Origin of the sequence: Nodularia sp. UHCC 0506, from assembly GCF_034931045.1 — a bacterium.
In the GTDB taxonomy this organism is placed as follows: Bacteria; Cyanobacteriota; Cyanobacteriia; order Cyanobacteriales; family Nostocaceae; genus Nodularia.
Genome location: NZ_JAYGHH010000005.1, coordinates 52,444 through 70,247, shown reverse-complemented (window position 1 = coordinate 70,247; position 17,804 = coordinate 52,444). Strand labels below are relative to the sequence as shown.

Annotated in this window: 17 protein-coding genes; 13 read left to right on the top strand and 4 right to left on the bottom strand. The window is 40.6% G+C overall.

All coding sequences use genetic code 11. From position 1 onward, the window contains the following. The coding region (locus VB654_RS05680) for a type 2 lanthipeptide synthetase LanM family protein (RefSeq protein WP_323212580.1) at positions 1-2,768 on the bottom strand (2,768 nt) is incomplete at its 3' end. Positions 2,769-2,946: 178 nt separating this feature from the next. Between VB654_RS05680 and VB654_RS05675 the strand changes: the two genes are divergently transcribed. The 5 genes from VB654_RS05675 (at position 2,947) to VB654_RS05655 (ending at position 6,818) form a co-directional block, all read left to right on the top strand. Continuing rightward, a complete protein-coding gene (locus tag VB654_RS05675) occupies positions 2,947-4,644 on the top strand; it encodes an iron uptake porin (protein WP_416235664.1) in 1,698 nt (565 codons plus the stop codon). Positions 4,645-4,711: 67 nt separating this feature from the next. Next, positions 4,712-5,431, top strand: coding sequence for a DUF4476 domain-containing protein (locus VB654_RS05670; RefSeq protein ID WP_323212578.1), 720 nt, complete (start codon positions 4,712-4,714; stop codon positions 5,429-5,431). Between the two features lie 140 nt (positions 5,432-5,571). Next, complete coding sequence (locus VB654_RS05665) at positions 5,572-6,108, top strand: J domain-containing protein (RefSeq protein ID WP_323212577.1); 537 nt, start codon at positions 5,572-5,574, stop codon at positions 6,106-6,108. A gap of 19 nt (positions 6,109-6,127) precedes the next feature. Beyond that, the gene (locus VB654_RS05660; RefSeq protein WP_323212576.1) at positions 6,128-6,394 is read left to right on the top strand and encodes a DUF3143 domain-containing protein; all 267 of its coding nucleotides are present in this window, start codon (positions 6,128-6,130) and stop codon (positions 6,392-6,394) included. Between the two features lie 34 nt (positions 6,395-6,428). Then, positions 6,429-6,818 (top strand): DUF1499 domain-containing protein, encoded by a 390-nt coding sequence (locus tag VB654_RS05655; RefSeq protein WP_323212714.1) that lies wholly within the window; start codon positions 6,429-6,431, stop codon positions 6,816-6,818. Positions 6,819-6,906: 88 nt separating this feature from the next. On the opposite strand, the gene VB654_RS05650 is transcribed toward VB654_RS05655, so the two are convergent. Further along, positions 6,907-7,995 carry a glycosyltransferase family 4 protein gene (locus VB654_RS05650; protein WP_323212574.1) on the bottom strand — a complete coding sequence of 363 codons (1,089 nt, stop codon included), beginning with the start codon at positions 7,993-7,995 and terminating at the stop codon, positions 6,907-6,909. 483 nt (positions 7,996-8,478) lie between these two features. Here VB654_RS05650 and VB654_RS05645 point away from each other — a divergent pair, with 483 nt between their 5' ends. From VB654_RS05645 to VB654_RS05630, 4 genes are all read left to right on the top strand, one after another. Further along, entirely contained in the window at positions 8,479-9,276 is a 798-nt protein-coding gene (locus VB654_RS05645) for an ABC transporter permease (protein ID WP_323212573.1), read from the top strand. A gap of 276 nt (positions 9,277-9,552) precedes the next feature. After that, the gene (locus tag VB654_RS05640; RefSeq protein WP_323212571.1) at positions 9,553-11,367 is read left to right on the top strand and encodes a bifunctional serine/threonine-protein kinase/formylglycine-generating enzyme family protein; all 1,815 of its coding nucleotides are present in this window, start codon (positions 9,553-9,555) and stop codon (positions 11,365-11,367) included. A 240-nt stretch (positions 11,368-11,607) separates the two neighbouring features. Continuing rightward, a complete protein-coding gene (locus VB654_RS05635; RefSeq protein WP_323212712.1) occupies positions 11,608-11,982 on the top strand; it encodes an NINE protein in 375 nt (124 codons plus the stop codon). Positions 11,983-11,996: 14 nt separating this feature from the next. Then, positions 11,997-12,527: a ComEA family DNA-binding protein gene (locus VB654_RS05630; protein WP_323212570.1), complete on the top strand. Its 531-nt coding sequence runs from the start codon at positions 11,997-11,999 to the stop codon at positions 12,525-12,527. Between the two features lie 42 nt (positions 12,528-12,569). On the opposite strand, the gene lepB is transcribed toward VB654_RS05630, so the two are convergent. Continuing rightward, positions 12,570-13,142, bottom strand: a complete 573-nt coding sequence (lepB, locus tag VB654_RS05625; RefSeq protein ID WP_323212569.1) for a signal peptidase I — start codon at positions 13,140-13,142, stop codon at positions 12,570-12,572. A gap of 374 nt (positions 13,143-13,516) precedes the next feature. Here lepB and VB654_RS05620 point away from each other — a divergent pair, with 374 nt between their 5' ends. Then, positions 13,517-15,106, top strand: coding sequence for a SpoIID/LytB domain-containing protein (locus VB654_RS05620; RefSeq protein ID WP_416235659.1), 1,590 nt, complete (start codon positions 13,517-13,519; stop codon positions 15,104-15,106). A gap of 28 nt (positions 15,107-15,134) precedes the next feature. Continuing rightward, a complete protein-coding gene (locus VB654_RS05615; RefSeq protein WP_323212567.1) occupies positions 15,135-15,371 on the top strand; it encodes a hypothetical protein in 237 nt (78 codons plus the stop codon). A gap of 70 nt (positions 15,372-15,441) precedes the next feature. Here VB654_RS05615 and VB654_RS05610 read toward each other — a convergent pair whose 3' ends face one another. Beyond that, a complete protein-coding gene (locus VB654_RS05610; protein WP_323212565.1) occupies positions 15,442-15,741 on the bottom strand; it encodes a ferredoxin in 300 nt (99 codons plus the stop codon). Positions 15,742-16,014: 273 nt separating this feature from the next. Here VB654_RS05610 and VB654_RS05605 point away from each other — a divergent pair, with 273 nt between their 5' ends. Next, positions 16,015-17,034 (top strand): Gfo/Idh/MocA family oxidoreductase, encoded by a 1,020-nt coding sequence (locus VB654_RS05605; RefSeq protein WP_323212563.1) that lies wholly within the window; start codon positions 16,015-16,017, stop codon positions 17,032-17,034. Continuing rightward, entirely contained in the window at positions 17,031-17,795 is a 765-nt protein-coding gene (gene map / locus VB654_RS05600; RefSeq protein WP_323212562.1) for a type I methionyl aminopeptidase, read from the top strand. Before VB654_RS05605 ends, map begins: the two co-directional genes overlap by 4 nt. The last annotated feature ends 9 nt before the right edge of the window (positions 17,796-17,804 follow it).

The window sequence follows — 17,804 nt, the reverse complement described above, 5'->3', positions numbered from 1 at the left end:
CTATTTTTTACTTCGTTTTGCCGTAAATCTAACCAGTTATTGGCTATGGGGTCAAAATGACTGCGTTCGTAGTTAATTGCGGCTGTGGCTGCAAGTGCAAATTCTGGTTTTTCGGTAATTTCGGCTAATTTACCCAAAGCCCAAGCAAAGCCGGCTGCACCGTGAGAAAATCCTGTGAGGGGTTGATTTTCACTGGCTGGAGTTTTCCAACCAATACCCGTATTTGTGGTTTGGGCTTGGGTGAGGAGGTGTTCACCGCATTGAATGGCGACATCGAGAATTAATTGCTTGGGAGAAGTTTGGTATAAGCTGATGAGGCTACCAATGCAACCAGCCACACCCGCAATTATATCTAATTGTTGGTCTTGGGCAATTAAGGGGGGAATTTTTGCAACTAAAGTGATAGCATCGGCGATTAATTCTGGTTGTTGCCATAATATTCCTAAATGGGTATATGTATAAATGATTCCTCCCCAACCACTAAAGCCACCGATAAATTTAATGGTGTCTGAGTCGGTTTCTAGGCGCTGTTTGAGGGTGTTGATGGCTGCTTGGGCGAGGTTTGTATAGGTATGATTTTGGGTAATTTCTCCCAGGTAGGCTAAAAATAAGGCGACTCCGGGGATACCTGCGTATAAGTCTGTACCCAAGGGTGCTAATGTCCATTGCTGACTATGGGTAAGGCTGACACCCATCCAGTTGACAAAATCACCGTGTTTATGGGCTAATAATTCTAGGCGATCGCCAATCTTACAAGCTGTAGCTAAAAATTGGGTTTGTGTCGCTGTGTTTGTAACTGTAATATCTGAGGTTTTTTTACTTAATTCAATTTGATGGTTATCCCCAGTTTTAGCCATTTCTAAGGTAGCTAAAGTGGCTTGAATAAACCATGTTTGTTTTTGTAAGTCTTTTTCGCTGAAGTTATTCAAGCGTTGATGTACTAATTCTATTCCTGATTGGGGGAAAAAGTTGGGTATGTGTAAGCCTGTGTTTTGATGATATAAATCACGAGAATGGGGATAGCTGCTAAATAAGGGAACGTCACCTTTCCATAGTGCTTCTTGTTCTGCGGCAATGATTTGAGTTAGTTGGGGACGATTTTTTACATCTATCCACAGTTTATCAAATAGGCGATCGCGCTCTAAGGCATCTCGCAAAAAATCTGGGTGATAGCTTTCCCGCAATAATAAAGCATAAGTTCGACTCCCACGCATCACCACCCGCACTTCATCGGCTGCAAACCCGTTTAAAATATCCAGAAATTCTGGGCGATGTTGTAATAAAATCCCATAAACAACAGTAAATCCTTCTACAATTGCATCTGTATATTCTTGTACATTCACTTCCTGTTGATGTAATTGCGGGCGGTTTTGACTACCTGGAATAACAGCCTGTTGACGTTCAACCCGCATAGTATCTGTCCCCACCTGTACTAATTGCGGAACTTTTTCCGGTGTTAACTGTCCCTTAGCACCCCCCAAACCACTTAAATCTATTCCGGGGGCTTGCGTATTTCCCCAGGTAATCTCCGGTAATAAACCAACCCGCAATACTGAATCTGCAACCATCTCTCTATCCAGATTATCTGCTGCTGTGATTGATATCTCACTGCGAGGATGAAACAAAGATTCTAAATCAATTAAAACCGGATGTTCTCCAGATGCAATCAAGTTTTCAAAGTGAAAATCTGTAGCTTCTAAGGCATATAATAAAGCTAAATAACCACCTTGACGCTGATAAAATCTTTCTACTGCATCTGCTGAATTACATGATTGAGGTTTAACAAATTCTACCCAACCATAATGATCTCGGTTGAGAATTTGTAAAGTCCTCAAAGCTGGTGTAAAGCCTTTTTGATTTAACCACAATAACAGTTCTTGAAAATGCACATCTACTGCTAATGTTCTGGGTTTATAAACTAACTGCCAATCACTGGCAAATGTTAAGATAATAACAGACTTACCATGATTATGAGTTTCCCCTTCTCCCCGCTTAACTTTGATTAATTTACCTGGGTTAGTTGGGGGCTGAAATTCGTCACAAATATCTCGCCAGTCATCACAAAGATGCTGCATAAATTCTAAGCTATTTTCTACCCAGCGCTGAATTACTGCTAAAACTTGTTTCGCTAAAACTGGGTATTCTTGCCATAATGTTAATTGTACTTCTGGATTTTGTAACCTGCGGATAAAGCTGGAAAATCGCTCTTGGGGATGATTACCTGTTAATAAACCTTGTAATCTAGAGACATTCATCTCTAAAACTAAGGTAGCATTGAGCATAAACAGAAGTTGTTCTGGTAATCCCTGTAAAAGAATATCATGAATATTACTAAAATTATCATGGAGATTTGGGAAATTATTTAAACCAGATTTTAATTTAATTAGACCCTGAGCTAAGAGGGGAGAAATGGCATTCAAAAAGCCAAAACTCGGATGTCTAGATAAAGTAGAATTAGCTAACAGATTTGTGATATCTGGCGCGTCTAAATTTTCATAAGCTTGCTCAAACTCCCTCAGCCATTCTAAAGGTATTGGTGCGACAGTTTGTCCCAAAATTTGAGCAAATTCAGCTTCTGTCATTCCATCTTGGGCTAATCTTTGAGCAAATAAACCCGCATCAGCAAAGGTTGATTCTGATTTCCATTTTTGCAGTCGTTTTTTGCCTAACTCAACACTATATACTAAATTGTCGGAACTCGCTGCAATTCTTTCTTTTAATGTCCTCGAGCGAAACCAAGCAGCATCTTCAGAGTTAAATTTTTTCATCTTTGCTAGTTTATCAGCGTCTTTAAAAAGTTGTCAGAACCCCACCCCCAACCCTGTTCTTAGTAAGGAGAGAAGTCGTTAGTATTTACACCATCACCCAAATATGATAATAGTTATCATTATCTGAGTGACAGTATAAAGCATATCAGATCAGGGTGTGTCTAAAAGTGAGGATGTGATGTTAAAAGTTTTGTCAGGTTTGCTCTTAGCAGCGCCAATAGTGGCGATTTCTCCCTTGGTGTGGGCTGGTGAAGTTATGGAGAATGACGGTTTTGCACAAGTCACTTCTGTATCTCAGTTATCTGATGTACAACCCACAGATTGGGCTTTTAGTGCTGTACAATCTTTAGTAGAACGTTATGGCTGTATAGCAGGATATCCCAACGGCACATTCCGGGGAAATCGCGCGATGACGCGTTATGAGTTTGCAGCTGGTTTAAATGCTTGTTTAGATCGAGTCAATGAGCTAATTGCTACAGCTACTCTAGATGCAGTACAGCAAGAAGATTTACTGCCTATCCAATGGCTAAAACAGGAATTTAGCGCTGAATTGGCTACTTTGCGGGGACGAGTTGACTCGCTAGAAAGCCGCACCGCCGTTTTAGAAAGTCAGCAGTTTTCCACAACCACAAAGCTTTCGGGTGAAGTGATTTTGGCTCTGACTGATGTTTTAAGTGGAGATAGTGATCCTTTTGGGGTGGGTGTACCGCGCAATAGCACTATCTTAGCTAACAGAGTTCATCTCAAGTTAAGCAGTAGTTTTACTGGACAAGATGAGCTAAAAATTAAACTCCAATCAGGTAGTACTACTCACCCCCAAAGAGCAGGGGGTTTTCGATATGGTGCAGATCCTTTCTTAGCTAACTTTGGATCTAGACAAACCACCCCTGAAGGTTCACAAACATTTAATCACGAATTTCCCGGTGATACTCCGGGTAATGTAGACATCGGGATTGTTAGCTATACGTTTCCGGTAAGTAAGAAATTACGCGCGGCTATATTTGCGAATCGTGGTGAACACGTAGACTATTTATCAAATGTGTTTAGTGCGGTTGGTGATGAAGATGGCGGTTCTGGTTCACTTTCTACTTTTTCTCAATATAGCCCGATTTACCGCATTGGTTCCGTGGGTGCGGGTTTGGGGTTGAATTATGAATTGAGTCCTACGATTAACTTGAGTTTAGGCTATTTAGCTACCAATGCTAATAGTCCAGAAAATTTAACTCCCAGTAGCACCAATGGTACGACAGCCGGAGGCTTGTTTAATGGTCGCTATTCAGCTTTGGCGCAGTTAACTATTGAACCGACACCAAATTTAGCTTTTGGGTTAACTTATGTCAACGCCTACGCCACTGGAACACCCACTTTTCTGAATGATGTGGGGACAATTTCGGCAAATTCTCCCAGTTTAATTTCAGATAATGCGCGACGCACGATAAATGCTTATGGTGTGTCGGGTTTGTGGCGGGTTTCTCCTAAGTTTGCCATTAATAGTTGGTTTATGTATGCTAATCAGGAAGGTAGATCAGCAGGGGCTGATAATGAAAGTGCTGATGTTTTCAGTTATGCGATCGCCTTAGCATTTCCTGATTTGGGTAAAGAAGGTAATTTGGGCGGAATTATTGCCGGTGTCCCCCCTTATGCAACTCGTTCTGGTATCGTTCCCAGTGTGCGACCATTTTTAGGTGGTGCAAGTGATGTAATTAGTACCATTCCTAATCGTGCTACACCGTTGCATCTGGAAGCTTTCTATAAATATAAATTGAATGATCATATATCCATTACACCAGGGGTAATTTGGCTGGTGGCTCCTAACCAAACCAGTAATAATCCTGATGTGGTCATTGGTACAATTCGCACAACCTTCACGTTTTAGTTCAGCTTTTGGCTAATGGGACTGAGAAAATTGGGTAATATAAATTACCTATATTTTGCACCATAAAATGAAAACAGAAAAATCAGTCCAGAAACAATGGGATTTGGGGAAATTTGTTCTGGGAGTATGCACTAAGCCTCTGCTGCTGAGTTTAGGCATAGCAGGATGGAGTCTACCCGCGCAAGCATCGCCGCAACTCCTTTATGAGTTTTTAGAGGTGAATGGCAATTTATCTAGTTGTCTCAACCGTGCCGAAACTGCTGTTAAACGCTCTGGTTTGGTGCGTCAAAATACCAGACAAAATTCGATTAATGCTCAAGGAAGAGATATAACTGCTACTGTCTACTGTCGCCGGATTAATTCTCAGTTATCGGAAGCAGTATTAATGGTGGCTGGGACAAAAAGTGTGTCTGCGGCTAACTTTAATTCTGTATTCAATTCTCTGGTCACAAACATAGGTGAGTCTCCTATTAGTCAGCCGCCGCAGTCTAGTGCAACCGTTATCAGTGATGCTGCTTTTGGGCAACTGATGAATGGTTTGAATAGTAACTGGTCTAAACCAGTTGAGTTCTTAGCTCAGGCAGTTCCTTACAACTACTTTACAGCAGCCCAAGCTACTGAGATTGTCAAGGCAATAAAATTTTCGAGAAATAAGGTACCGGTGGCAGTGATGCTATATCCCCAAGTTGTGGATCGTGGTAACTGGTTTGTGGTCGAGCAGGCTTTTATTTTCGATAGTGAGCGTCAGGAATTGCGCCGTCAGATTGCTGATTTATCAAATAAATAATTGGCGATAATGGCAGAAATATAAACTAGAATCTATCCCCCAGATGCACTGGGGGTTGAAAGTATGAGGTTTTGCGGCGCGTAAATTCATAAAACCATTAAAATATAAAAAACTGAATTTGAGCAAAGTGAATCAAAACCGTGACTGAAAACGGAACCAAGCGACAAATCAGCAAGAATACAACATATTATGCCTTGCTAGGACTGCATCCCTCAGCGTCGGTGATTGATATTCGTCGGGCTTATTGGGAATTGAGTAAACTCTATCACCCAGATACCACAGAGTTACCTGCTACAGTTGCGACTACCAAATTTCAGCAAATTAATGAGGCTTACGCCACTCTCAGCAGTCCAGAAAAGCGTTTAAGTTATGATGCCAAAATTGGCTATTCTCGCTTTGGGGTAATTCAAGCACCCACTGATTTAAACCATCCCGTGCGTCAACCCTACGATTACTCCAAATCAATGTATCTAGACGCAAGCGATCGCCCCTTATCCGCCGGCGAAATCTTTGTATTATTTGTGTTAGGCTTAACTCTGGCAGGTTGTATATTAGTAGCGATCGCTGTGGCTGTGATTCGTGGTGAAAGCAACATCCCAACCCAAGTTACCCAACCACAAATTACCCATATTTCTCAAGTCCCCACCCCTGGACAAATTAAGATTATTGAATTTTGAGTTGTTTTTTTTATTTTCTATGCTTACTCCCGACACACCTTTATATAGTCATCCTTTACCACAAATTGAGAAGTGGTTAAAAGACCAAGGCTGTAAACAAGACGAAAATGAGTTACATTGTTGGCGTGTACAGCGACCAGATTGGCAAGCTGAACTGTGGCTTGATGTTGAGCAAATTACAGTTAGATATATTAAATCTGGGGAAAATCAGCAAAATATTCAACGCTCGTTTAAATATTCTCTCAGTCGGGAAGATATAGAACAGGCTGTTTTTTCGGGACCCTAAAAATGTACTGATTAATAATCAAATTTATATTGTGATGATTTTTGCAGGGAAACGTCCCCATAATTTAGGTATTACTAACGGCAAATTAGCATCTTGTCCCAATTCACCCAACTGTGTTTCTAGTCAAGATACAGATCCAGAACATATCATTTCGCCACTAACTTTTACAACTAATCTCCAGTCAGCAATGACTGAACTTAAACAAATTATTCAATCATTACCAAGAACTAAAATAATTACTGAAACAGAAGATTATTTATATGCCGAATTTAAAAGTGCTTTCATGGGATTTGTCGATGATGTCGAATTTTATCTAGACCATCAAGCAAATGTTATCCAGGTGCGTTCAGCCTCACGCTTAGGTTACGGTGATTTAGGTGTTAATCGTCAAAGAATAGCAACAATTCGAGCTAAATTCAAGTAATTTGCTTGTCTATTTTTAGGTAATTGGTAATGAGTTCTGTCAATTACCCATTCTCAATTACCTTGAATATTGCCAAAGCACGAAGTATTTAGGAATTGCTGCTGATACCTAGACTAACTACATCCTGGATATGAGCATTTTTAGCAGATTGTTCTTGAAAAATTTGCTGATAAACAGCCTCATAACCATCAGTCATGCGTTGCAAACTAAAGTAATTATTGACATATTCTCGGCAAACATAGCGGTTTATCTGGGTTATATTCTCCAGAGCAGGAATAAAATCTGCAACATCATTACACAGAAAACCAGTTTTTCCGTGTTTAATTATCTCAGCAGTAGACCCTAGTTTCATTGCAATCACGGGTGTACCTGCTGCCATTGATTCTACCATAACTAAGCCAAAAGGCTCACGCCAAGTAATGGGGAAAAGAGTTGCTACAGCACCTCCCATCAGGGCATTTTTTTGAATATGATTCGCTTCTCCCAGATATTCAATTTGCTGGCCATCAATGTGGGGCTTGACTTCTTGCTCAAAGTATTCTCGGTCAACCACATCTACTTTTCCGGCAATTTTTAAATGATAACCTGTTTGTTTAGCAATGGCGATCGCTAGATGTGTGCCTTTCTCTGGAGATATCCGCCCTAAAAATGCCAAATAGGGAGAATTGTCTGGTTGGGGATGAAATTTATAACTGCTAACATCAATGCCATTGTAAACCGTTGAGACATAATTTAAACCTAACCTCAGTTCCCTCTGAGCATTGGAAATACTCACAAAAGGTTGATGTTTAGCAAATTGAAACATTTTTTCGTTATCAGGAGTAAAAACACCATGTAAAGTGTGAACCGTAGGTATTTTAATCAGGTTGGCATAGGGTAATGCCGCACAACACACATGAGAATGAATAATGTCAAATTCCTCGGCTCGTTCATAGACAAAACCTAGTTGTAACATTTCATATATGTTATGTTCCTTCACATCTGGATCAAGTCTTAAGGCACGGGGATGCACTGATACTAGCTTTGCCAAACTAATAGAATCTCCTGAAGCAAATAGCGTCACTTCATGTCCCCGTCGCACTAATTCATCAGTTAGTAATCCTACAACTAACTCTATGCCCCCATAGGCTGGAGGTGGTACTCTCTCGAATAATGGGGCAATCTGAGCAATTCGCATCACACAACTCCTAGAAAATAAGCTTAAAATGAGATATTTGTTTGCTGTTTCACCAAGTGCTTGTAAATGATTTAATTAGCACTTTGAAATTAAAAACAATACCAATTCAATAAACAATTTCATTCAAATTATATTGCCAATCTCCTATATTTGCTTTCTACCTTAGTAGGGAAATATTGCTTGTGCTAGAAAATCTCCTCAATTATAAATAATTAAAAAATCAGCCAATCTAATTTTTACGATTTTCTCGAAAATGTTTCTTGAATTGGGCTATTTTTTCGCAAAATCCAATTTTTTGAAACAAGTTTTGCGGATGTTTTAGCTGGGCTATTATTTTTATTCGTCTCACCCCATAGCAAGAGGCCTATAAAAGATATTCCTCTTCAGACAGAGTATTTCAATTCCTTAAACTAGTATTGACGATGTAAACTTTTTGTGTTATACAAAACACATTCATTAGACAAAATCACACATAAAATCAACGTGCATATTTCTCCATCACAAAAACCGCGTGTCTCCTGGCAGGCGGTTTTCACAGTAATTTTATCTGTATTTATGTATTTGCCTATACTGGTGCTGGGCTTTTATAGCTTCAACCAGTCACCCTACAGCGCCACTTGGCAAGGTTTCACCCTCGATTGGTACTACAAATTATTCAGCGACGAACGAATTTTATCAGCTTTGCAAAATAGTTTAATAGTGGCTTTTTGTGCCGTGGGTATTTCGGCGGTATTGGGAACCTTAATGGCAGTAGGATTGGCACGTTATCAGTTTTTGGGTAAGAGTTTATATCGTGGTATTTCCTACCTCCCGTTAATTATTCCAGATATTGCGATCGCAGTAGCTACTTTAGTTTTTCTAGCAGCCTTTGCCATCCCCTTAAGTTTCTGGACAATTATTGCTGCTCATATAGTCTTTTGTCTAGCTTATATCGCAGTTGTGGTTTCTTCAAGACTGACCAATTTAGACCCCCACTTAGAAGAAGCAGCACTAGATTTAGGGGCTACACCAATACAAGCATTTATCAAAGTATTACTACCTCAATTAATGCCTGGTATTATAGCTGGCTGCCTCCTAGCTTTTGTCTTAAGTTTAGATGACTTTCTCATTGCTAGTTTTACATCTGGTAGCGGTTCTAACACCCTACCAATAGAAATTTTTAGTCGCATTAGAATAGGAGTTCAGCCAGATATGAATGCTCTGAGTGTTCTCCTGATTACAGTATCTGCAATTGTGGCCTTTATAGCAGAATTAATTCGTGCTTCTGATCACAATAAATAAGCTGTATTATGTGCAAAATTAACAACAGGTCAATACTCTTGACAAGTTCAAGAGTTTCACAATATTATTTTGGTTGTGATCAAAATATATAATCTCAGAAGTCCTCGTATTTAAATAGTATCTAGAACAAAAAAATAAATTAGATTTCTGCATTTGTATTCCTTCCTACTAGTATATATGCAGGTGATTTTTGTTCAGGTTTATTTGTATATATATGTATTCTGAATTTGATATTATTGGGGCTAAGTTTGGATAAGATGCTATTTCCTCCTCATTATGCAAATTTGCCAAAATCCCAATTGCTCGAATCCATTCAACCCTGAAGGAAATATGTTTTGCATGAGTTGTGGACAAAACAACTTTGGCAAATACCTGAGAAACCGCTATCGCGTATTGAGGCTTTTAGGTGAAGGTGGATTTAGTAGAACTTATGCGACTGAAGACGCAGATAGACTGAATGCGCCTTGTGTGATTAAACAATTTTTTCCTCAAGTTCAAGGAACAATCCAAAGAAACAAAGCAGCAGAATTTTTCAGAGAAGAGGCATTTAGATTATATGAACTGGGAGAAAATCATACCCAAATTCCCAGATTATTAGCTTATTTTGAACAAGGTTCTAGCTTGTATCTTGTTCAAGAATTTATCGAAGGGAAAACTCTTTTACAAGAAGTTCAGAAACAAGCTTTTACTGAAAAGCAAATTTATCAACTTTTAACTGACTTATTACCAGTTCTGCAATTTGTTCATGGGGCTAAAGTTATTCATCGAGATATCAAACCAGAAAACATCATTCGCCGTGACAGTGACGGTAAACCAGTATTAATTGACTTCGGTGGTGCTAAACAGGTAACACAAACAACTTTAGCTAGACAAGCTACGGTTATTTATACCATTGGTTATGCACCATCTGAACAAATGGCAGGATTTCCTTGCCATGGTAGTGATTTATATGCTTTGGGTGTAACTTGTGTACGTCTATTAACACAATGTTTACCATTACAAAATGCTTATGGAGAAATTAATGATCCTCTTTATGATGCCATGAATGGTAATTGGTTATGGCAAAAAGAATTAGAGAAAAAAGGCATTACTATCAGCGATGAATTAAGCCAAATTTTAAATAAATTATTAAAACATTTAGCTAGTGAAAGATATCAAACAGCAGCAGAAGTTATTAATGATTTAAAATCTATCAATGAAACGCAACTTGAACTCGAAAATACTGAATTTTCCTTACCGAAATTAATTAGATTACCACCGTTACCAAAGAAAGTGAAACCTCCATTACCTCCCTTAGAAACTTTTAAATTTGAAGTAGTTACAGTAGATACAGCAGGTAGAGTAGTTAACCGCGATTACCCTACAGCCAAATTTTTTGCCGAAAAATTGAGCCAAACCGTAACACTCGAAATGGTGTCAATTCCCGGCGGTAGTTTCATGATGGGTTCGCCAGAGTTTGAAGGAGAAGCTGACGAACGTCCCCAACACAAAGTGATTCTGCAACCATTTTTTATGGGTAAATATCCCATAACTCAAGCTCAATGGAAAGCTGTAGCCGCTTTACCTGAAGTCAAACAACGGTTAAATACTCATCCCTCTAAATTTAAAGGTTCTAACCTGCCCGTAGAAAGTGTATCTTGGGATGAAGCTGTGGAATTTTGCGCCAGACTCTCGGCAAAAACCGGACGTGAATATCGTTTACCCAGCGAATCTGAATGGGAATATGCTTGTCGGGCCAGCACTACGACATCCTTCCACTTTGGTGAAATGATTAGCACCGATTTGGTTAATTGTAGCCGTAAACAAACAACCGATGTTGGTAGTTTTAAGATTGCCAACGCCTTCGGATTATATGATATGCACGGGCTGGTGTGGGAATGGTGTGCTGATACTTGGCACAATAATTATCTGGATGCACCTTCAGATGGTAGCGCCTGGGAAATTGATGGTGAATTGTATCGTCGGCTATTACGTGGCGGTTCTTGGCGTTATAGTGCAGAACTTTGTCGCAGCGCTAGTCGTAGTTGGGATGAGTCTGATGGTGGTTTGAGAAATCCAGGTTTTCGGGTGGTATTTTCCGCAGTTTCTTAGCTAGTTTTCACTCGTTCTAAATTGTTTAAGTCAGTTGGCGAGAATAAAGCTCACTATGTAAAGTAATGTAAAAACATAGTAATTTAGCTCGTAGTAAGGGCTTTAGTCCTGACTACAAACTTTTAATTATTTACAATGACTTACTTAGCAAAAGTTAGGGCATTAACACCAAGTGTTGGTGTTTTGTGGCAGTTGCTGTTTTATTGTAGAAACTGTGGTAGTGGTAAGTTAATAGGGAATATGTTGACAAAACGCAAAAATCGCAGTATTGCGGCAATTTTAGCTTTATCTGGGACGCTGACTATTTCTGGGTTACATAAGTTTTATTTGGGGCAACCTTTGTGGGGTGTGTTGTATGTGTTGCTTTCTTGGACACCTATTCCCAAGGTAGCCAGTGCAATTGAAGGAGTTTGGTATTTAGCGCAAGATGAAGCAGCTTTTGATCGTCATTTTAATTTGGGGAAGTCAGCAGTCAAGAACTCACAGCAAACTGGTAATCAGGTGGAGTCCATCGCCAAGGCTGTGCGTGAGTTAGATACTCTGCGCCAAGATGGACTGATTTCTGAGTATGAATTTGAGCAAAAACGCCGCCAGCTGCTAGACCAAATTTCTTGAGGTCAGCAAAAAATATGAACTGGCTACCTTTAAACCCCAAGTTACAAAAACTCCGCGCCAAACTCCTGAATGATCCTTATTATCGATTACAGTCTGGGGAGGAAATTCAGCTGGCGGTCAAGTTGGGGATGCGGATTGATGCGAATCAGGCGACTGTCGATGATTGGTTACGGCTACCTGGTTTGTCAATTCACCAAGCGCGATCGCTTGTGGAACTTTCCCAATCTGGTGTTAAATTTTACTGTATTGAAGATGTAGCGGCTGCTTTAGCTATACCCACACAACGATTAGAACCGTTAAAGCCGTTACTAAATTTTATTTATTATGACAATGAATCTTTAGATCATCCGACTCAATTAGTTAACCCGAATACGGCGACGGTTGAGCAATTAGTTACAATTCCTTTTATGGATGTGTCTCTGGCGGAAGCTGTTGTGCAAAATCGGCTATCAGCTGGAATTTACCGGAACTTAGCCGATTTTCAGCGACGGTTGGATCTACCTGGTGAGGCGATCGCCCAGCTGATGTATTTTTTACGCTTTTAATCCAATACACCAACCTCACCAAGAAGAGGGGAAAATTGGACTTTAAATAAAGCCTATACGATCAGGAGGCCAAAAGCGAAATGCTGCCCGACCAATGATATTTTGTCTCGGTAAAAACCCCCAGTAACGAGAATCATTACTATCATTGCGGTTATCTCCCATGACAAAAAATTTCTCTTCTGGGATTTGGACTGCGGGAAATGGTTGATTGGGAGGTTCAGCAATGTAGTTTTCTTCTAAGGCTTCGCCGTTAAGGTAAACTTTACCGTCAGTCACCTTGAGTATTTTACCAGGAATACCAATGACGCGCTTAATAAAGGCTTGGTCTACTGGATATCCCCGGCGTTGGAGTTCTGCGGGAGGCTGAAAAACGATAATATCTCCAGTTGTGGGCGGGTGAAAACGGTAAGAGACTTTTTCTACCACTAAGCGATCGCCTGTGTGTAAAGTCGGTAACATTGAATCTGATGGGATATAGCGGGGTTCGGCGATAAATGTTCTAATCAGGATGGCCAAACATAAGGCGATCGCAATCAAAGTCAGATTTTCTTGCCAACTACTCCATCCTTTCGATGACGTAGCCGCTAGTTTTGCATCACTTTCGTGAGGGGTCATAAAGATTTCAGCCAGTTCAAAAAGTGGGACGAATACCTTGATTATTTTGACGCTAAAGGTATGCTGGTGACATTCTCTCCCATGCAAAGGGTGAATATTTGCTTTGTTTACTTATTTTTGAACATAACAAACATTATCTGTCTCTATAAATTCTAAAACTTTTCTGTAAATTAAAGCGTCTATTAATTTGTGGATTAGTACCGCCGTGAAGTCAAACATCAAAAGGCTTGGATTTGGGGATTTTGAACTTTTGGAAATGGTCTGCCTATTTATGCTGTGCTGTACTAGCATAGTGCCGATACTTCTAGTTTGAAACAGAAATAAATCTGAGTAATTGTTAGCATTTTTGAATTGGTAAGAATCAGATGATGACTATGAAATCTACGTTCTGGCGTTTTTCCTCCACTGTACTGACCACATTTTGCTTGTTAGGGTTGACAGGTGCTTCAGCTGTTGATGGTAAAAATCAGGATGTAGAACTGAGAATTGGGATTATACAAAGATTTGGCAAGAATCCCCAAGTCAAGTTGCAACTCGAACCCACATCAGGCGATCGCTTACAGCTAAAATTTACAACAGATAATCAGCAAAAAACCTTAGTCACCCAAAACCCCGTTAAGCTAGAAACCGTCATGGAAGCCTTACCCCAACTTGAGGTAGAGGAGGTAGTGGTTTTAGGTACATATCGTACCTTTGAAACGGCGGAAGACAGCGCCAAAAATTGGCGTTCTCAGGGAATAGAGGTAGAAGTAGCCCAACCAGAACGCTGGCAAGTTTGGGCAAAACGGGATGTTTACAATACTCCCTTACTGCGGCGCTTGCTATTTGATGGCGTACAAGCGGCTGGAAAGAACATGGCGTATATCAATACAAAAATTTTGTCAGAAGTACCGCGAGTTACTTGGGAAGTCAATGGTAAGCGTTATAGCCCCAATAATTTAAAAATTAGTACAAACAAAAACTTAATTCGAGTCAAGGAAGGCGAAAAACTGGAAAATAATCGTCTGTATCCAGGACGGATGACTTTACAACCCAATGCCTATGGTACATATACTTTAGTGAATGAAGTACCTTTAGAAAGCTATTTAAGGGGGGTTGTACCTCACGAAATTGGCACAACTGCACCCACCGCAGCAATAGAAGCCCAAGCAATTATCGCCCGGACTTATGCTTTAAGGAATTTGCGGAGGTTTGTAACTGATAACTATCAATTGTGTGCTGATACTCACTGCCAAGTTTATTACGGTTTAAGTGGCACAGCAGCTAGTACCGATCAAGCGATCGCTGCAACTAGAGGGATGGTTTTAACTTATGATAATCAGCTAGTAGATGCTCTATACTCTTCCACTACTGGCGGTGTGACTGCCTACTTTAGTGATGTTTGGAATGGTGAAGATCGTCCCTATTTACGCCCAGTAGTCGATGCTGCTACTAACTTTTGGAACTTATCTGAGCAGAGTTTAGCAGATGAAACCAACTTTCGGAAATTCATTAACCGCCGAGAAGGATTTAACGAAAGTGCCTGGAATACCTTTCGTTGGAATCGAGAAACTCCCATTGCTGATATTAATCAGCTTTTACAAAGATTTCTGGAAATCAAAAATAGCCCCTACGCCAAATTTAACACCGTTGAGGCTATGTCTGTAGTCAAGCGTAGCAAAAGCGGACGAATTCTGGAACTGGCAGTCAAGACAGATATCGGCGTTTTTACTCTAGAGAAAGACGAAATTCGCAGTGCCTTTGCCGCCCCTAGAAGTACACTGTTTTATATAGAAGCCCTCAACAAAGGGACACCAGATTTGTGGGGATATGCTTTTATTGGTGGTGGATTTGGGCATGGAGTTGGCTTAAGTCAAACAGGGGCGCAAAACTTAGCTAAACTCGGTTGGTCAAATTCTCAAATTCTGCAATTTTATTATCCCGGTACTCAACTTCAAAGTCTGAGTAACGAGATCAAGTTTTAGCAGCACTTAATACTCCTGTCCAGGCGGGTTGAATCAGGATTTCGACGAACCACAGATTCACGACTTAAACCCGCCCCTACCCACTCAACACTCAACACTCAGCACTCAACACTCAACACTCAACACTCAACACTCAGCACTCAGCACTCAGCACTCAGCACTCAGCACTCAGCACTCAAAAACCGGGTTTTTGCAAATTGACACGGGGAAATTTTGGTCTTCCCAGGGACAAAAACCCGGTATCTTAACTCAAGCAGAGGCATAAGGTTTTACACCCCTGCTACATCAGTGTTAACTCTTGCAAAAAAGAGATTGTTGATTCAGATAATAAACTCTTAGTAGAGTTCTTCTTCTCTGTGAGTCTCGATTGTACAGTCAGAAGTTGGGTAAGCAACACAAGTCAGTACATATCCGCCTCCAATCTGGTCATCGTCTAAAAATGACTGGTCAGATTGGTCAACAGTACCTGCCTGAATTTTACCTGCACAGGTTGAGCAAGCACCAGCACGGCAAGAGAAGGGCAAGTCAAGACCAGCTTCTTCAGCCGCATCAAGAATATAGGTATCGTCGTCACAATCAATAACTTGATTTAAGCCTTCAGCTTCATTAATTAAAGTGACTTTGAAAGTAGCCATTAAGTAATCCTCTCTTGTTCAAACGGCAGTATAAGTTATCCTGAAGCAAGGCATAGGGCTTTCTTGATCAGATTAGCCACTAGATTTAAATTGCTTCAATTCTGATACTACGGGAAAAATTAAAGGTTTTAACTGGAAAACGGCCGCGATTAGTAATGAAGTTGAGTTAGTAAATAATCATAAGTTTATTTTATGTATTAAATGCCTTGTGTATAAACCTAGAATTTCGCATACTCTAAGCGTGGAATGTCAAAAACAGAACTTACGAAGATCATGTATAATTCAGAGGGAGCTTTGGAAACAGCAGCAGTGCGTGTAGGTTTGATTGGGACTGGATATGCGGCAAAATTAAGGGCTGAGGCGTTGCTTGGTGATCAGCGCACAAACCTGGTAGCGATCGCTGGTCATCAGCCAGAAAACACAGCCGCATTTGCTCAACAATACCAGACAGAAGCGCTAACTTCCTGGGAAAAATTAGTAGAGCGCGAAGATATTGACTTGGTGGTGATTTCCACAATTAACCGCGATCATGGGGCGATCGCTCGTGCCGCACTTTTACAAGACAAACACGTAATTGTCGAATATCCCTTGTCTGTAGATGTTACAGAAGCTGAGGAATTAATTGCCTTAGCCAAGTCCCAAAATAAACTGTTACACGTAGAACACATCGAACTCTTGGGTGGATTACATCAAGCCTTGAAACAGAACATCGAACAAGTCGGTGATATTTTTTATGTTCGTTATAGCACCATTAATCCTCAGCATCCTGCCCCCCGGAAGTGGACTTATAATCATAAACTTTTTGGTTTTCCTTTAATTGGGGCGCTGTCGCGATTACATCGTCTCACCGATTTATTTGGTAAAGTTTTTTCAGTCAACTGTCATCAAAGATATTGGGAAATAGAAGAAGATTACTATCAAACTTGTTTTTGCATCAGTCAATTGTGCTTTGATAATGGACTGTTAGCACAAGTAGTTTATGGCAAAGGCGAAACCCTGTGGCAACCAGAACGTAAATTTGAAGTGCATGGCGAAAAGGGTGGTTTAATTTTTGATAGCAATGCCGGAGTGTTAATCCAATCTGGAGAAACAACACCAATAGAGGTTGGTACTCGTCGGGGTTTATTTGCTAAAGATACAACAATGGTGTTAGATCATCTTTTTCATGGCACTCCTTTGTACGTCACCCCAGAGGCAAGTGTATATACCCTCAAGGTTGCTGATGCCGTCCGAAGAGCTGCACAGACGGGTTTAACTATATTTATGAGCGATACTGCTGCCGGAAGTTTATGAAAACCGAACCAATTGTCATTTTATCCACACGAGAACTTGAAAAAATGCGTCAAGCAGGACGCTTGGCAGGACAACTTTTACAACACCTGGAACCAATGGTAAAGCCGGGAGTGACAACACTCCAACTTAATGATGAAGCCGAACGTTGGACACAAGCGCACGGAGCCAAAAGCGCACCTCTGGGTTATAAAGGCTATCCCAAATCAATTTGTACCAGTGTAAATGAGGTAGTCTGTCATGGTATTCCTAACGCCAAGCAGATTCTCAAAGACGGGGACATAATTAATATTGATGTTACCTTGATTGTTGATGGCTACCACGGTGATACATCCAAGATGTTTTTAGTTGGTAGTCCTTCCCCAAAAGCCCAGAAATTGGTAGAAGTAACTGAAGAATGTCGCCGCCGGGGGATTGCAGAAGTTAAGCCAGGTGCAAAAATTGGCGATATTGGTGCAGCCATTCAAGAATATGCCGAGGCGCAAGGTTTTTCTGTGGTCAGAGACTTTGTAGGACACGGCATCAGCAATGTTTTCCACACTGCGCCCGATATACCCCATTATGGTACACGGGGTAAAGGCAAACGTCTTAGACCAGGAATGGTGTTCACTATCGAGCCAATGATTAATGTGGGTACGTGGGAAGTTGAAGTTCTGGCTGATGGTTGGACAGCTGTGACACGCGATCGCCAATTGTCGGCACAATGTGAACATACTTTAGCTGTCACGGAAACAGGGGTAGAAATCTTAACCCTTGCTGATTAAAGAATCTGT

Coding starts and splice junctions, on each gene's coding strand:
- VB654_RS05610 (WP_323212565.1), bottom strand. CDS start 15,741: ATGGCTACTTTCAAAGTCACTTTAATTAATGAAGCTGAAGGCTTAAAT.
- map (WP_323212562.1), top strand. CDS start 17,031: ATGAAAACCGAACCAATTGTCATTTTATCCACACGAGAACTTGAAAAA.
- VB654_RS05655 (WP_323212714.1), top strand. CDS start 6,429: ATGATTTTTGCAGGGAAACGTCCCCATAATTTAGGTATTACTAACGGC.
- VB654_RS05635 (WP_323212712.1), top strand. CDS start 11,608: ATGTTGACAAAACGCAAAAATCGCAGTATTGCGGCAATTTTAGCTTTA.
- VB654_RS05620 (WP_416235659.1), top strand. CDS start 13,517: ATGAAATCTACGTTCTGGCGTTTTTCCTCCACTGTACTGACCACATTT.
- VB654_RS05660 (WP_323212576.1), top strand. CDS start 6,128: ATGCTTACTCCCGACACACCTTTATATAGTCATCCTTTACCACAAATT.
- VB654_RS05630 (WP_323212570.1), top strand. CDS start 11,997: ATGAACTGGCTACCTTTAAACCCCAAGTTACAAAAACTCCGCGCCAAA.
- VB654_RS05640 (WP_323212571.1), top strand. CDS start 9,553: ATGCAAATTTGCCAAAATCCCAATTGCTCGAATCCATTCAACCCTGAA.
- VB654_RS05605 (WP_323212563.1), top strand. CDS start 16,015: ATGTATAATTCAGAGGGAGCTTTGGAAACAGCAGCAGTGCGTGTAGGT.
- VB654_RS05670 (WP_323212578.1), top strand. CDS start 4,712: ATGAAAACAGAAAAATCAGTCCAGAAACAATGGGATTTGGGGAAATTT.
- VB654_RS05675 (WP_416235664.1), top strand. CDS start 2,947: ATGTTAAAAGTTTTGTCAGGTTTGCTCTTAGCAGCGCCAATAGTGGCG.
- lepB (WP_323212569.1), bottom strand. CDS start 13,142: ATGACCCCTCACGAAAGTGATGCAAAACTAGCGGCTACGTCATCGAAA.
- VB654_RS05650 (WP_323212574.1), bottom strand. CDS start 7,995: ATGCGAATTGCTCAGATTGCCCCATTATTCGAGAGAGTACCACCTCCA.